Source organism: Flavobacterium rarum (SeqCode) (assembly GCF_965234445.1).
Lineage (GTDB): Bacteria > Bacteroidota > Bacteroidia > Flavobacteriales > Flavobacteriaceae > Flavobacterium > Flavobacterium rarum.
The window spans coordinates 219247-235692 of the sequence record NZ_OZ248479.1 but is presented as its reverse complement, the minus strand read 5'-3'; the positions used below and the strand labels follow the sequence as shown (position 1 = coordinate 235692).

Below are 16446 nucleotides of genomic sequence, written 5' to 3'. Positions count from 1 at the left end.
CTGAAATTGTGGTTTTTGATTTTAAAACAGTTCCTTCTATTTTTTCATAAAAGATTTGGTAATTGTTTTAATACCGTCATTGAGTTCCAGTATATAAATTCCAATTCCTAAATTGCTGGTGTTAACACTATTTTCAATTAAATTTCCTGAAGCAATCTGCATTCCAGAACTTGATATAATACGATAGGAGAACCTTTTGTTTTCTGGATTAGTAATGTTTAAAACAGAATTAGTTGGATTCGGATAGATCGTAAAATAATTAGTGATCTCATTGCTTTCAATTGTATTGGAAATTGTGGAAGCAAATGCACTAATGGTACTTACACCAATGTTAACAGTATAATCTTCTACTTCGCCGTAATACAAAGCTTCACAAGCTGTAGATGCAGATCCTCTTTTCATTGCAACTCTCATTCTTGTAGTGCCTGCTAGAGCTGTATTTGGTACTGTAAAGGTGAACGAATTATTAGCAGCAGTAGTTGTTGATGCATTCACCATTTTTTCTGAATTCTCGAATGTTCCATTTTGATTAAAGTCAATCCAAACGCCCCAAAATTCTTTAAATGCTGTTGATTTATATCCTGCACTTAAAACTATAGTATTCGTTCCAAATGGTAGATTTCCTGTTTGACTTGTGAAATCCCCATAACCTCCATTAGCTACAGTAGTATTGGCTATTCCACCAATACCTACAAAATCGATAAATTCATACACAACGCTTTTCCCTTTAGAAGCGCAATAGCTAAGACTATTGGTAAGAGTTGTTACAGAAGCAGCATTACTAGCAACAGATAAATTGTCTTTTGCGTCTTTTGCCTTAACCGTAAAAGTATAAGCCGTATTTGGATTCAATCCTGTTATAGTAAATGTTGTAGTGCTTACAGTTGTTACTAAAACAGCTCCATTATAGACATTATAACCTGTAACCGCGACATTATCAGTTGAAGCTGTCCAAGATAAATTGGTTGAAGATGCTGTAGTTCCGCTTGCAGTCAATGCTGATGGAGCAGTTGGAGGAGTGGTGTCTGTAGTGAGTGTGTTAATTATTGCGTCATTACTAGCCTCTGAAAGATTACCCGCCGCGTCTTTAGCTTTTACTGTAAATGTATAGGCAGTGCTTGCATTTAAGCCTGTTACTGTAAAAGTGGTACCTGTCATAGTAGTTATTAAAGTGGAGCCATTGTACACGTTGTATCCTGTTACTGCAATATTGTCTGTTGCTGCTGTCCAAGATAGTAGGGTTGAAACATCCGTTGTTCCGCTAGCAGTCAAAGCTGTTGGAGCTGTAGGTGGTGTATTGTCTATTGGCGTTGATAAAGTAGTTATGCTTGCATTATTACTTACTGCTGCCAAATTACCAGCGGCATCTTTTGCTTTTACAGTAAAAGTATATGTTGTTGAAGCTATTAAACCAGTCACATTATAAGTAGTTCCAACCACTGTTGTTACCAAAGTTGCGCCATTGTATACATTGTAACCTGTTACAGCCACATTATCTGTAGCAGCAGTCCAAGATAAATTTGTTGTTGTGTCTGTGGTCCCTGAGGCTACCAAATCTGAAATTGCTGATGGGGCAGTTGTATCGGATGGGCCAACATAAGCCGCTCCAACACCTACTGCATAAAAAGCATTCGTTGTAGCAATAACCTCAGCGGATCCTGTACCATAAAGATCTGTAGCCGATTGTATTCCATAAGTTCTTGCATCTGCATACGTGGAATTGGCTGTAAGATAAATACTTTCCAATCTATAAGTTATTTTGGCCGCTTTGTCTATTGTAATTCCTGTTACAGCATAGCTATTTCCTTTGTCATTTGTTCCCGATTTACCTACAGATAGAATATAAAACCAGTGGTTTAAAACACCACTGTTTGTGTGCACGCCGCAATAATCATTGAAACTAAAAGGGAAGCCACAGTTTGGATTCTTCCAGTTGGTTCCGCCATAAGTGTCTGGTTGCCCTTCAGCTTTTGGATTACTCATAGAGCGTAATGACAAATGACCAGAACGTCTCTCAATATCTTCACCTATTAACCAAGTCGATTTTGTTGGTGCTGCAAAATATTCAATACAAGCTCCCCAAATATCCGAAAAACCTTCGTTCATAGCGCCAGATTCTTTTTGATAGGCAAGATTGGCTGTTTTTTCGCAAACGGCATGGCCAATCTCGTGTGCTGCAACATCCAATGATGTCAATGCATCAAAGTTTGTTCCGCTTCCGTCTCCATACGTCATTACCGATCCGTTCCAATAGGCATTGTCATAGGCAACATCATAATGAACATAACTTTTGATGGTAGCACCAGCATTATCAAAACTGTTTCTTCCGTGAACACTACTCCAATAATCGTACGTTTTTTCGGCACCCCAATGAGCATCGAATGCTGCATTGTCTTTGTTGGCATTATTGTACTCAGCTGTTGTCCAGTTATTATCTGCATCAGTAAAATTAACGGCATTATTGTAGTTTTTGCCTTGTAGCATATTGTAAGTATTGATTCCATTACCTCTTGTAGCATCGGCTAGGATATAATTTGCTCCGCTTAAAGTAGTTTGAATAGTTTGTGAGCCGGAATACCGTGTATCTGCATTGGCTGCTACTATCATTTTCTTTTGATTTTGTGCTTCTATTTCTTTTTTTCCGTGACTAAATTCCCCAATATGTTTAATGATCGCATTATAAAACAAGGTTTCTCCTGTTATCGCATCAATATAAATATCTCCTCTGCTTACGGGTTGTGTTGCATAAACATCAAATTTAAAAGCTAATCTCAAGGGAGTATCTTTTGTGTCCGAAGTATCACCATTTAATATAGGCAGCCAAACCAATTCACCAACTGGTTTTTTATAATTAAACATTTTGGCATCTTCGGGTGTTTCCCAAAGGTATTTTTGGGCGCCTATTTGTTGTAATGCTTTTGCAAATGCTTGGTCTTTGGATAAAGTTGGAACGGTATTCAACAAATCGGTTTTGTATAATTCTCCATTCATAGAATTTATTTTCCCAGCGGAAGAATGCAAAGTGTAAGTAGCAAATTCTACTTTTATACCATTATGGTACAATTGAAATTTTTCATGAGAAACTCCTAATTTGTCGGTTTCCGATTTTATTCTAGCAAAATTTGAATTCTCTTTAATACCCAATTGATCTTTGAAAAGCTGTTGGAAATCCCCTGTTTTATAAGTCGATTTGGAATTAAACGTAATCAAGGTGGGAATTCCTTTTTCGTTTGTGGTTTTTTTTAATACATTTTTATCACCCTCCTGAGCCGATAAAGTAAATGTGGAAAAAGATAAAAGGATTAAAAAGCACCCCTTTTGAAGTAATTTATTTTTCATTATGCTATTATTTAAAAATTAATATACTTTTTTGAAAAATGGGGTAATCAAATTTATAATTAATTTTAGATAAAAGTTTTATATTATATTGATTTATAACGTATTAATGCGTTGTTTGTCGTTTTTTTATAAAATAGTAATTTATATATAGCAAAAAAGGCAACTCAATTGAGTTGCCTTTTTTTAAAAAATTTATTTAGGTTGGTTGACTATTTGAAGTTAAATCCAATTACAGCACCCAATCCAAATTGATAAGAGTACGCATAGTCTTGTACAGCTATCGGCCCCCAGTATCCCCAATAAGTGTCAGTACCAGCAGGAGCAATCATAGATTGAAGTGACGCTTGAAGACTTACAGAAACAATAGATGCAGTTTTTATTTTGACACCACCTTTTAATTCCCAAGCAAAGTTGGTATCGTTTCCTCCATAAGGACCTTCAACTATACCCATACCAATTCCTCCTCCAAAATATGGAACTGCATTGCCTCCATTATCAAAATAATGATTACCACCTAATAATATATAGTTTATAGCTCCATTTCCTTTTCTATCGTCTATATTTCCAGGTACATCAACTTTAAACGTTGGGTCAATTCTTAAGTATTTAATTTCTATAGCGGATGATTTTTGAGGAAAAAATTCTAATCCAGCACCATATTGAAAACCATCACCAATTGTTACATGTCCATAATCAAAGTTTACTCTATTTGAGAAAACGTAGCTGCCATAAACATCAAGTACAACTGATCCTCTATCTTGAGCCATCATTCCTGCAGAAAATAAAAAAGCAATCAGTATTAATTTGAAATTTTTCATAATTTAAGTTTGTTTCGAGCAAATATAACTAATAATAAAAAATTGCACTAATTTTATGTTAAATTTGAATTTTTTTTGACTATTTAATCTGATTAATATTTTTTTAGTCTGTTCAAAAATAACTTGAGAAGAGTCTGAACATATCGTATTCTATAGTTTAAACTATTTGTTACGTTTAAAATTAAAACCTACTATTGCTCCAAGTCCAAATTGAAAAGACGAAGAATAATTTGAACCAGTATTTGGAACCCAATACCCTCCAATATAGCTTCCATAATTAGTATTTACGAACATTGATTGAAGAGTTGCTTGAAGACTTAAAGAAACAATTGAAGCTGTTTTTATTTTGACTCCTCCTTTTACTTCCCAAGCGAAGTTAGTATCGTTTTGATTATTAGGATTTTCGACTATTCCAATTCCAATTCCGCCACCAAAATAGGGTGTTATTTTCTTTCCTCTATCAAAATAATGATTTCCACCTACTAAAATGTAATTAATAGCTCCTTTATCGTCATCAGCTAAAAGTATTTGATCACCATTTCCTTTATAAACTAACATTGAAGCTTCTGTTCTTAAATATTTAATTTCGATTGAAGAAGATTTTATTGGAAAATATTCTAAACCTGCACCATATTCAAAACCATTTCCAATGGTTGCATGACCATAATCAAAATTTATTCGATTAGAAAAAATGTAACTTCCATAAATGTCTACTACAATTGAACCTTTTTCTTGTGCTAAAATACTTGTAGTAAATAAAAAAATTATCAAAAAACAAATGTAATTTCTCATATATTATATATTTTTTTTGCGAAAATAACACAACAAATATAACTATATGCATAATCTTATGTTAATTGTTTTGTCTCTTTTTTACTAAAAAATAGCAGCTCCTATTTTACATTATAACCATTTCCGGAATTTCTCCATCAATAATTAAGTCAGCTTCAGTCGAGGCAATAATATGTTCTACAGTAACTCCAGGAGCACGCTCCAAAAGTTTAAACCCTTTTGGTGTGATTTCGAGAACTGCCAATTCAGTTACTACCTTTTTCACGCAACCCACGCCGGTTAAGGGCAAAGTGCATTTTTTAAGAATTTTGGATTCTCCTGCTTTGTTGACGTGCATCATCGCTACTATGATATTCTCGGCAGAAGCCACAAGATCCATCGCGCCACCCATTCCTTTGACCATTTTTCCGGGTATTTTCCAGTTGGCAATATCCCCATTTTCGGAAACTTCCATGGCACCAAGTATGGTCAAATCCACGTGTTGCCCACGAATCATTCCGAAACTAGTAGCGGAGTCAAAAAAAGAAGCTCCCGGCAAGGTCGTTATGGTTTGTTTTCCGGCATTGATGATATCTGCATCTTCGTCACCTTCAAAAGGGAAAGGACCCATACCCAGAACACCATTTTCGCTTTGAAATTCGACATCAATTCCATTCGGGATATAGTTGGCTACCAAAGTGGGTATTCCGATTCCTAAGTTCACGAAATAACGGTCTTTTAATTCTTGTGCAATTCGTTTTGCAATTCCTATTTTATCTAATGCCATGTTTTTTTTTGTAAAGTTTAAATAATCTAAAAGATCTAAAAAATTCTAGCAGGTATATCTTATCTCTTTATTCTATTCTCTATTTTCTAACCTCTATTTTCTAACCTCTTTTCCTCGTCGTTCTTTGCTCAATACGTTTCTCGTATTTTTTACCTTGAAAAATACGCTGTACTAAAATACCAGAAATATGAATTTGATTGGGATCTAATGTTCCAGCTTCGACCAATTCTTCTACTTCGGCCACAGTGATTTTGGCAGCGCCACACATACAGGGATTGAAATTTCTTGCTGTTCCTTTGAAGATGAGGTTTCCTGCTGTATCGCCTTTCCAGGCTTTTACAATAGCGAAATCGGCTTTGAAGGCGTGTTCCATAATGTGCATTTTGCCATTGAATTCACGAACTTCTTTGCCTTCGGCGACTTCGGTTCCGAAACCCGCTGGAGTGAAAAAGGCAGGAATCCCAGCTTGAGCAGCTCGGCATCTTTCGGCTAAAGTTCCTTGTGGGATCAGGTCTACTTCAAGTTCGCCCGAGAGCATTTGACGTTCAAATTCTGCATTTTCTCCTACGTAGGAAGAAATCATTTTTTTGATTTGTTTTTTTTGCAAAAGCAAACCGAGTCCAAAATCATCTACACCAGCATTGTTGGAGATACAAGTAAGGTTTGTGACTTCTTTTTGAACCAATTCGGCAATGGAGTTTTCGGGTATTCCACACAGTCCGAAACCACCAAGCATAAGGGTCATTCCATTTTCTATTCCTTGAAGGGCTTCTTGAACGGTATTTACTTTTTTGTTAATCATGCTGTTTTATTTAGAACTATATCGATTTCTTTGATGTTGTAAAATTAGGTCATTTTTTGTTTTCCATGAAGATTTATTATTTAAAGCAATAAAAAAACTACTTCAATTGTATATAATGAATCTATAAAGTGAATTTAGTAAAAGATTCGTATTGATTTGGAATACTAAAATTTGTTGGTTTCCAGAATTTGCGTGAGGGATAGGCGGAAACTACCGAAGTAGCCCATATAGCCCGACAGCACTAAAAAAAGGGACAACTAGCACGTATGCTGAGTTAGTCCCTTTTTTTATTGCTGTCACGCCCTACAATTTTTTACATAGCAAATTCCTCGGTATCTTGTTCAGGAGTAGCAGTTGTATCTACTACCGTTGCTGCTCTAGGTGTGTAACAATCTACTTTTATAGAAAGATTGGCTGGTCTTTCAAAGGATTCTTTGGATACTTTTAAAGTTTTGTCTTCGTAGCATTTTTTCATATAATAACCCCAAATTGGTAATGCTTCTGCAGCTCCTTGTCCATAAGTAAGACTTTTGAAATGTGCCGAACGGTCTTCGCAACCTACCCAGACTCCAGTTACTAAGTTGGGTACCATTCCCATAAACCACCCATCAGATTGGTTTTGTGAAGTCCCAGTTTTTCCAGCAATTGGGTTGGTAAACATATAGGGATATCCTGTCCAACGATTGTCTCCGCTTCCTCCTCCTTGAGTTCGTAATCGTGCTCCAGAACCTGTTTCAGTTACTCCTTCTAGTAATTTTATAATAGCAAATGCAATGTCCTTATTTAACACATCATGCGATTCTGGAATGGGTTCATAGATTATTTCTCCACTTTTGTTTTCGATTTTTGCTAAAAATTGTGGTTTGGTATACACTCCTTGATTGGCAAAAGTACTGAAAGCAGCAACCATATCTTCAACCGTAATTTCTACAGCTCCTAATGCGATAGATGGTTGCGTTACGATTTCGGATTTTACACCCAATTTGTGTGTTAATTCAATCACTGCTTCTGGACTTACTTTGTCAATAAGTTTAGCAGAAACCGTATTAATCGAATTGGCTAAAGCTTGTTTTAAAGTAACCATTCCGCGGTATTTGTTGTCGGAGTTTCTTGGTTCCCAATCTTCGGTAACGTGGTGACGCCCTTTTCGTATTATAAAGGGTCCATCCAGAATGGAATCACAAGGAGACATATTCAATTGTTCGATTGCGGTAGCATAAACAAAGGGTTTGAAAGTTGATCCTACTTGTCTGGCACCTTGACCTACGTGATCGTATTGAAAATATTTGTAATTTATTCCACCTACCCAAACTTTAATATTTCCGGTTTGTGGTTCCATTGACATTACACCGGCTTGCAAAAAGTGTTTGTAATACCGAATAGAGTCTAGTGGTGTCATAATGGTATCTCTTTCCCCTTTCCAAGTAAATACAGTCATATTTGTTTTTACTTTAAAAGATTCAATGATTTCCTCATCACTTTTGTCTTGCTCTTTCAAGGCTGTCCATCGGTGAGATGATTTCATGGCTTGATTGATAATGCGTTGCGTTTCAGCTTCAGTAATGTTTACAAAAGGAGCATTTTTATTGTCTTTGTTTTGAATAAAAAACTCTTCTTGTAAGTTTGCCATGTGAGCAGATACAGCTTCCTCGGCATAGGCTTGCATTCTAGAATCTATAGTAGTGTATATTTTAAGACCGTCTTTGTAAATATCGTAATCGGATCCATCTGGTTTTTTATTTTCTTCCACCCATTTTTTCATATAATCACGAAGGTACTCTCTAAAATAAGTGGCAGTTCCTTCTCTGTGACTTTCTAATTTAAAGTGTAATGTAATAGGTAAGCTTTGCAATTGAAGTTTTTGATCTTCTGTGATAATGTTTGCTTTTTCCATTTGAGAAAGCACAACATTTCTACGGTTTTTTACCCCAACCGGATTTTTGACAGGATTATAAAGCCCAGAATTTTTGAACATTCCAACCAAAATAGCCGATTCATCAATGGTTAAATCCTTTGGTTCTTTGGAGAAATAAGTTTTGGCTGCAGAGCTTACACCAACAGAGTAATTCCCAAAATCGTAAACGTTGCAATACATGGCAATGATTTCGTTTTTGGTGTATTGTCTTTCTAGTCGAATGGCGATAATCCATTCCTTCATTTTTTGAACGATTCTAAAAGGTAAAAACTTAGAACCCTCACCGTGAAATAATTGCTTGGCCAATTGTTGTGATAAGGTACTAGCTCCTCCGCTTGTTCCCAAACTGGCAATAGCTCTTAGTGTTCCTCTTCCATCAATTCCGGAGTGTTCGTAAAAACGAGAGTCTTCGGTGGCTACCAAAGCTTGAACGAGATTTTTTGGCAAATCCGAATACTTAAGTGCCGATCGGTTTTGCTTGAAATATTTCCCTAACACAACCCCATCCGAAGAGATGATTTCAGTAGCCAAATTAGAATCTGGATTTTCTAAATCTTCAAAGGATGGCATGGATCCAAAAAGACCCCAAGAGGCAAATAGGAAGAACAAAGCAACAATTCCTAATCCGTAAAAGAAAATTTTCCAAAACTTTCTAGAATAATATTTGACATCTTTATTGATGTTTTTTGTCGGAGTATTATTTTTTTTAATAGCCATAATTGTGATCTATTCTTTTTTTTCTATTCTAAAACCTACTTCAGTAATTCCGTCCAAAAATGCAACGCCTGGTACTTTGCCTGTTTCTCTCACCGCTTGTTTGATGTGGACTTTGTAAGTACCTCTAAAGCGAACATTTTCTTTGTAATACAATTTACTTTCTTTAATGTCTGTAAATCCGTCACCCAGTAATGTACCATCTGGACTGGCCATTTGATATTCTAATGTATCTACTTTGGTATATCCGTTTGGACTTTCTAACGACACTATTAGAAATAAATTATTGTATTTGTAATTGTCATTGTCTCTTACATTTACAAAAAGATTATATCGTTTTGTCGAATCCAAAACAGGCAAATCAAAAGTGACTATGCTGTCTTTGTTCCAAGCACTGCCCACTGATTTGTACTCGTCAAAGACTCTTTTTTTATCACACGAAAAAAGGAGTACTGCTACCAAAAGGAGTAAAACACTATTCTTTATTCTCATTCTTTTTAATAATTATGGGTTTTCTAGGTTGTTCTGGTTTGTTCTCAGCTGTTGCTGGGCGATCAGAATTTGACTTATTGCGGTTGTTATTTTTATTGCGATTGTTGTTTCGATTGTTGTTGTTCGGATTCGGATTTGGTCCTTTTTGATTCGGATTGTTTTGATTTGGATTGGCTTCCTTGTTAATTGGAGTGATTTTTGCAACGGCAGGTTTGTTAGCTGTATTGGGAACAATTACATTTTCACCAGCAATTCTAGGTTTTTTCGTTGGTTTTTTCTTTCTCTTTGGTTGGTCAAAACGCGTTAAACTTTCTTGACCCATCGCATTGTTAAAATTTTGTTCTGGTTCTGCAACTACTTCAATGGCATAATCTTCCAAGGACGAAACTTTGTTTTTCAACTTGTTTTCGGCTACAATTTCTTTAACCTGATCAATTTTTAAAATGTGCCAGTTGGCAAAATTGTTAGTATAAGCAAACCACATTAGCCCTTTGAAAATATCTTGTTTTTGACAAATAGCATCCCCTTTTTCGGTTACCAATTTGGTTTCAAACTCTGGAAAATCTTTCAAAGCATCCATGTAAGTATCCAATTCGTAATTCAAACAACATTTTAATTTACCACATTGACCGGCTAGTTTTTGTGGATTTAAAGACAATTGCTGGTAACGTGCTGCAGAAGTATTTACACTTCTAAAATCCGTTAGCCAAGTCGAACAGCACAATTCTCTTCCGCAAGAACCGATTCCGCCCAAACGAGCGGCTTCTTGACGAAAACCCACTTGTTTCATTTCGACTCTAGTGCTGAATTCTTTTGCAAAGTCTTTGATTAAAAGCCTAAAATCGACTCTATCATTGGCCGTATAATAAAAAGTAGCTTTGGAACCATCGCCTTGAAACTCAATATCCGAAATTTTCATTTCAAGCTTTTGAGCAATAGCCAATTCACGAGCGCGAACTTTCATAGGCTCTTCTTTGGCTCTGGCTGTAGACCAAATGTCAATATCTTTTTGAGATGCTTTTCGATATATTTTTGGAACCTCATTGCTTAAATGATTGACCCCTTTTTTCTTCATTTGAATTTTTACCAACTCGCCTGTCAAAGTCACTATTCCTATATCGTGTCCAGGTGAAGCAACGGTTGCCACGATATCGCCCATACTCAATGTCAATTTCTCGGTATTGCGGTAAAACTCTTTTCTTCCGTTTTTGAAACGGACTTCCACACAGTCAAAAGGAGCTTCCCCATTGGGCAAACTCATGTTCGAAAGCCAGTCAAAAACAGTCAATTTGTTGCAGCTATCGGTGCCGCAAGTCCCATTATTTTTACAACCTCCTGGTGCACCACCAGTAGAAGTTGAACAACTTGTACATGCCATAATGATATATGTAGTAATGCTATTGAAGCAATTTAAGTTCGTATTACGTTTAATGGGTAAAGATAGTATTTTTTTGGTTTATGTTACAAGAGCTAAAAAAGGCAAATAATCATAAATTTATACTAAATAATTTTGGGAATTTAATCCTTTAAAAATATTATTTGTTTATGATTTTTGATTCTTTTTATTGATAAGGTATTCCAACTTATTCGGTATTTTATCGCACTATTTTATACCATTAGTTTGTTAAATTGGGTATAATAATCAATTTTTTATTTAATATTAAGAAATTTTAAGGTGTTAATGCCTTATATGAAAAGGGAATTGTTTTACCTTTAGTCTTCAAAATCAAATATATTTTTTAATTGATTGTGAATTAATTTAATATTTCAAACCTTATGAATCAAAAAAATCTTTTCGTAATTGTAGTTATAGTATTGCTTTCTTACTGTGGCTATGGGCAACAACCCGCTTTTAATGGGGTTGTTAAGTTAGATGTCCGTGACTCCAAAGCAGACTGGGCTCCTTTTATCCGCAAAAAAGCACCAGAAGGATCGCCAAACATTTTATTCATCCTTTATGATGATACAGGATTAGCAGCATGGTCGCCTTATGGTGGAAGAATCAACATGCCTACTATGGATAAACTGGCTGCCGACGGAATTACTTATACCCAATGGCAAACAGTTGCACTTTGTTCTCCAACCCGTTCTTGTATAAATACAGGGCGTAACCATAACTTGAATGGTATGGGTGCAATTACGGAAGGTGCCAATGGATTTCCTGGGTATAGTTGCCAGTTGCCTGCTCAAGCGGCTACTATGGCTCAAATATTGAACGATAACGGATGGAGTACTTTTTGGTTAGGAAAAGACCACAATGTTCCAGAAACCGATCTTTCGGCTGGGGCCAATAAAAGTCAATGGCCGTTGCAACAAGGGTACGATCGTTTTTATGGATTTATTGGTGGGGAAACCAACCAGTTTTATCCTGATTTAACAGAGGATAATCATGCCATCGAAGCACCTTATGGACCAGAAAAAGGATATCATTTATCCAAAGATTTAGCAGACCAAGCCATCAAAATGATTGGGGATCAAAAATCGGCCAACCCGTCAAAACCTTGGTTTATGTGGTTTTGTCCTGGAGCCAACCATGCACCGCATCAAGCACCAGCGGATTATATTGCCAAATACAAAGGAAAATTTGATGATGGATACGATGCCTACCGTAAATGGGTACTGCCTCGTATGATTCAAAAAGGGATTTTACCAGCAGGTACTAAATTGACGGAATGGAATCCGATGCCAGCAGCAATGGCTTCTCCTGCAGATGCTGTTCGCCCTTGGGAAACACTTACTGCTGACGAAAAAAAATTGTTCTCTCGTTTGTGTGAAGTTTACGCCGCTTTTTCTGAATATACCGATGTAGAAATAGGTCGAATTGTTGACTATCTAAAAAAGACTGGTCAATATGAAAATACGGTTATCATGTATGCATCTGATAACGGAGCATCGGGAGAAGGTAGCCCAAATGGTTCTGTTAATGAGAATAAATTTTTTAACGGTTTCCCTGATGATTTAACTGAGAACATGAAATTGATTGATGAATTGGGTGGTCCAAATACGTATGAGCATTACCCAACAGGATGGGCGGCAGCATTGTCTACTCCTTTCAAAATGTTTAAGCGTTATGCAAATTATGCGGGAGGTACAGATTGTCCATTGACTATCACTTGGCCAAAAGGAATCAAAGCCAAAGGCGAAATTCGCAATCAATACCACCATGCCGTGGACATTGTTCCTACTATTCTTGAGATTTGTGGACTAGAAATGCCTAAAGTATACAAAGGAGTGGAGCAATATCCATTATCTGGTGTTTCTATGAAATATAGTTTTGATGCAAAACCAAACGATCCTACTCAAAAACACGTACAGTATTTTGCTATGTTGGGAACCCGTGCCATTTGGCAAGACGGTTGGAAAGCCATTGCGGTGCATGCACCATTAACAGACAAAGGAAAGTTTGACCAAGACAAATGGGAATTGTATCATGTAGATATAGATCGTTCAGAGTCTGTTGACTTAGCCAAAAAGAATCCGGAAAAATTAGAAGCACTAAAAAAATTATGGTTGGAGGAAGCCAATAAAAATCAAGCTTTGCCGCTGGATGACCGAACAGCAGTTCAAATTCTTAATATAGAAAGACCTACAGAGGAAAAAGCAACAGACAGTTATACGTATTATCCACATACTAGTCAAGTGCCAGAAGCTGTGGCGGTTAGTGTTAGAGGAAAATCATTCAAGATTGTTTCTAATGTAGAAATTACTGCCGATGCAAAAGGTGTGATTTTTGCACACGGTTCTCGTTTTGGAGGTCATAGTTTGTTTATAAAAGATCATAAATTGTATTATGTGTACAATTTCTTGGGTATCAAAGAACAACAACTAGTGTCTGCAGAAACGCTTAAGCCTGGAAAATACACTTTTGGTGTTGAATTTACCAAAGAAAAAGCAGGTGAACATGGAGAATCTTTGGGTACTGCTAAATTGTATATCAACGACAAAGAAGTTGCCACGGGAGCAATGACTGCTCAAGTTGGGAAATTTACCCTTGTGGGTGATGGTCTTTGTGTAGGTTTTGATAGTGGTGACCCAGTGAGCAAACAATACAATTCCCCGGGAGAATTTGAAGGTGGTGAAATTAGTTTTGTAACTGTTAATACTGGTAAAGAACAATATCTTGACTTAGAAAGAGAAGCTGCTAGAGCTTTTAGTAAAGAATAATTGTTTTGTAACGAAATGATTATAATTTTCAGTAAATGAAAGAACTGAATTTAAAAACCAACGATTGTCTGTATGATAATCGTTGGTTTTTTTCTAAAAACAGAATTGCAAAAAAGGAAAGAATCCAAAACCTATTTTGATAATTTCTTATTTATAAAAAACTAAAAATTTAAGTAATGAAAACAAATACTTATTTCTTACTGTTGGGTGTTTTTTGTACGAGTCTAGTATTTTCACAAGAAGACAAACCTGCCCAAAGTGCCGCAGATTTGGCCAAAAAATTATCAAATCCTGTTGCATCGCTTATCAGTGTGCCGTTTCAAAACAATACCGATGTGGGGATTGGCGCCTACAATGGTTCGAGAAATACCTTGAATTTTCAACCCGTGATACCAATTTCGTTATCGCCAAGCTTGAATGTGATAACTCGTGTGGTGTTGCCCATTATAACACAACAAAACATAACAGCACCCGGAGTAAAACAAACCGGATTAAGCGATGCTGTGGTAAGTGCGTTTTTCTCCCCTGCCGAAGCCAAAAACGGATTGACATGGGGTGTTGGACCTGCAATCTTAGTACCCACCGCCACCGAAAAATTATTGGGTACCGAAAAACTGGGTGTAGGACCCACAGCCATACTTTTGAAACAAGCCAACGGTTGGACGTATGGAGCCTTGGTCAACCAGATATGGTCAGTAGCAGGTAGTAAAGACCGAGCCGATGTGAACCAAATGTTCATTCAACCGTTCGTGACGTACAACTGGAAAAGTGGAGCCGGAGCTGGTGGAAACTTTGAAATCACACAAAACTGGGAAGGAAATGATACAGCTGTTTACTTTAATCCAACCATAAGCGGTCTTACGAAACTAGGAACTCAAATGGTACAATTGGCCGTTGGGCCGCGTATTCCGGTATCCGTTCCTGCAGGTAGCAGACCCGATTTTGGAATTAGAGCAGTTTTGAATTTTGTTTTTCCGAAATAAAAATTTATCAACTGTAAAGTAAAAATCCTATTCCATTTAAAACGGAATGGTTTTTTTTTATGTTTAAAGAAACGGATATCTACGTTTCTTTCACCGAAATAATTTTCACCGGACAGGCTTTGGCAGCCAATTCACAACTTTCTACAATCGTATGATCAGGAGATTTCAACGTATAAAAACCTTTGGCATTAACACTTTTAATCAACACTGATTTTCCGTCTTTTTTGGACATTTGAAATTGAACAGGCGCCATTTCTACACAATAATTGCAGCCAATGCATTTGTCTCTTTGTAGCGTTACAATAACCATTAGGCTTCTACTATTTTGTATAATTTGTCGGACATCCGAATTCTGAAAGGCAGTTTAAAAGTACAATCGTCTCCTTTTGTGGCTTTTTCAGAAACTACATCATTTACATACATTTCTTCGATGATCATTTCTTGTGCTCCGGTGCTTGGGCCAGTTACCAATATTTTGTCTCCAATTTTAATATCGTAAGCTTCAATTTTGAATTGACCAATTGCTGCTTTTGGGAAAAAGTGCGTTCCTTTCCCCACATACACTTTCTTTTGAGTCGCTACCGATCCCGAAACATCGCTCCATTCTCCCAATTCCTGACCAAGGTAATAGCCTGCCCAAAAACCACGATTGTAAACGGTATTTAATGCTTCCATCCATACCGTTACTTTTTCCTTCGAGAAAGTACCTTCGTAATAACAGTCAATGGCTTCACGGTAGGTTTTAATTACGGTAGCAACATATTCCGGAGCGCGACCACGGCCTTCAATTTTTAAGACTTGGATGCCCGAATCAATAACTTGGTCCAGAAAATCAAGGGTGCATAAATCTTTCGGAGACATTAAATATTCGTTATCTACTTCAATTTCAAAACCAGTTTCCTGGTCGATAACGGTGTATTTTTTACGGCAATTTTGTTTGCAAGCCCCACGATTTGCAGAGGAATTGTTGGAATGTAAACTCAAATAGCATTTTCCCGAAACTGCCATACACAAAGCGCCGTGACCAAAGATTTCAATTTCTACCAAGTTGCCGTTTGGCCCTTTGATTTGTTCTTTTTCGATTTGTGCTGTGATGCTTTTTACTTGACGTAAACTCAATTCTCTACTCAAAACCATAGTGTCTGCAAAAAGGCTGTAGAATTTAATGGTTTCGATGTTGGTTACATTCAATTGGGTCGAAATATGCATTTCCATACCGATTCCTCTTGCCATGGCAATTACGGCTTGATCAGAAGCAATTACTGCGGTGATATTGGCTTCTTTGGCTTTTGCCAATAATGTTTTCACTACCGATAAATCATGGTCGTAAATGATAGTGTTCAACGTCAAGTAACTTCGAACGTTTTTGGCTTCGCATCGGCGTGCGATTTCTGGTAAATCATCCATTGTGAAATTTACCGAAGCTCGAGCTCGCATATTCAATTGTTCTACACCAAAGTAAACGGAATCGGCGCCGTTGTCTAATCCTGCTTGTAATGACTCGAAGTTTCCTGCGGGAGCCATTAATTCTATTTTTTGTTTCATTTTTATGTTCAATAAACCTTTGTCAAAGTAAAAAAAACTTTGACAAAGGAGATTCAGTAAACCTTTGTCAAAGTTTGGAACTTTGACAAAGATGATGTTGTTTGGAAATCTTTGTC

At 36.7% G+C, this 16446-nt stretch carries 12 protein-coding genes; 2 read left to right on the top strand and 10 right to left on the bottom strand.

The window, feature by feature from the left end; all coding sequences use genetic code 11:
• Window positions 1-36: 36 nt before the first annotated feature.
• The 8 genes from AC8GF4_RS00925 to AC8GF4_RS00890 form a co-directional block, all read right to left on the bottom strand.
• Window positions 37-3339, bottom strand: coding sequence for a M4 family metallopeptidase (locus AC8GF4_RS00925; RefSeq protein WP_506591870.1), 3303 nt, complete (start codon window positions 3337-3339; stop codon window positions 37-39).
• Window positions 3340-3548: 209 nt separating this feature from the next.
• Complete coding sequence (locus AC8GF4_RS00920; protein WP_506591868.1) at window positions 3549-4157, bottom strand: outer membrane beta-barrel protein; 609 nt, start codon at window positions 4155-4157, stop codon at window positions 3549-3551.
• Between the two features lie 162 nt (window positions 4158-4319).
• Window positions 4320-4949, bottom strand: coding sequence for an outer membrane beta-barrel protein (locus AC8GF4_RS00915; RefSeq protein ID WP_506591866.1), 630 nt, complete (start codon window positions 4947-4949; stop codon window positions 4320-4322).
• Window positions 4950-5055: 106 nt separating this feature from the next.
• Window positions 5056-5715 carry a CoA transferase subunit B gene (locus AC8GF4_RS00910; RefSeq protein ID WP_506591864.1) on the bottom strand — a complete coding sequence of 220 codons (660 nt, stop codon included), beginning with the start codon at window positions 5713-5715 and terminating at the stop codon, window positions 5056-5058.
• 100 nt (window positions 5716-5815) lie between these two features.
• Entirely contained in the window at window positions 5816-6517 is a 702-nt protein-coding gene (locus AC8GF4_RS00905; protein WP_506591862.1) for a CoA transferase subunit A, read from the bottom strand.
• Window positions 6518-6830: 313 nt separating this feature from the next.
• Window positions 6831-9149, bottom strand: coding sequence for a penicillin-binding protein 1A (locus tag AC8GF4_RS00900; RefSeq protein ID WP_506591860.1), 2319 nt, complete (start codon window positions 9147-9149; stop codon window positions 6831-6833).
• 9 nt (window positions 9150-9158) lie between these two features.
• Window positions 9159-9638: a gliding motility lipoprotein GldH gene (locus tag AC8GF4_RS00895; protein ID WP_506591858.1), complete on the bottom strand. Its 480-nt coding sequence runs from the start codon at window positions 9636-9638 to the stop codon at window positions 9159-9161.
• Complete coding sequence (locus AC8GF4_RS00890) at window positions 9622-11016, bottom strand: PSP1 domain-containing protein (RefSeq protein ID WP_506591856.1); 1395 nt, start codon at window positions 11014-11016, stop codon at window positions 9622-9624. The genes AC8GF4_RS00895 and AC8GF4_RS00890 overlap by 17 nt, the downstream gene beginning before the upstream one ends.
• A 398-nt stretch (window positions 11017-11414) precedes the next feature.
• Between AC8GF4_RS00890 and AC8GF4_RS00885 the strand changes: the two genes are divergently transcribed.
• Together AC8GF4_RS00885 and AC8GF4_RS00880 are read left to right on the top strand one after the other, a co-directional pair.
• Entirely contained in the window at window positions 11415-13802 is a 2388-nt protein-coding gene (locus AC8GF4_RS00885) for an arylsulfatase (protein ID WP_506591854.1), read from the top strand.
• Window positions 13803-13978: 176 nt separating this feature from the next.
• The gene (locus AC8GF4_RS00880) at window positions 13979-14785 is read left to right on the top strand and encodes a hypothetical protein (protein WP_506591852.1); all 807 of its coding nucleotides are present in this window, start codon (window positions 13979-13981) and stop codon (window positions 14783-14785) included.
• Between the two features lie 79 nt (window positions 14786-14864).
• Here the strand turns inward: AC8GF4_RS00880 and AC8GF4_RS00875 are convergent, their stop codons facing one another.
• A complete protein-coding gene (locus tag AC8GF4_RS00875) occupies window positions 14865-15095 on the bottom strand; it encodes a ferredoxin (RefSeq protein WP_143378118.1) in 231 nt (76 codons plus the stop codon).
• Entirely contained in the window at window positions 15095-16330 is a 1236-nt protein-coding gene (locus AC8GF4_RS00870; protein ID WP_506591850.1) for a peptidase U32 family protein, read from the bottom strand. The genes AC8GF4_RS00875 and AC8GF4_RS00870 overlap by 1 nt, the downstream gene beginning before the upstream one ends.
• Window positions 16331-16446: the final 116 nt, after the last annotated feature.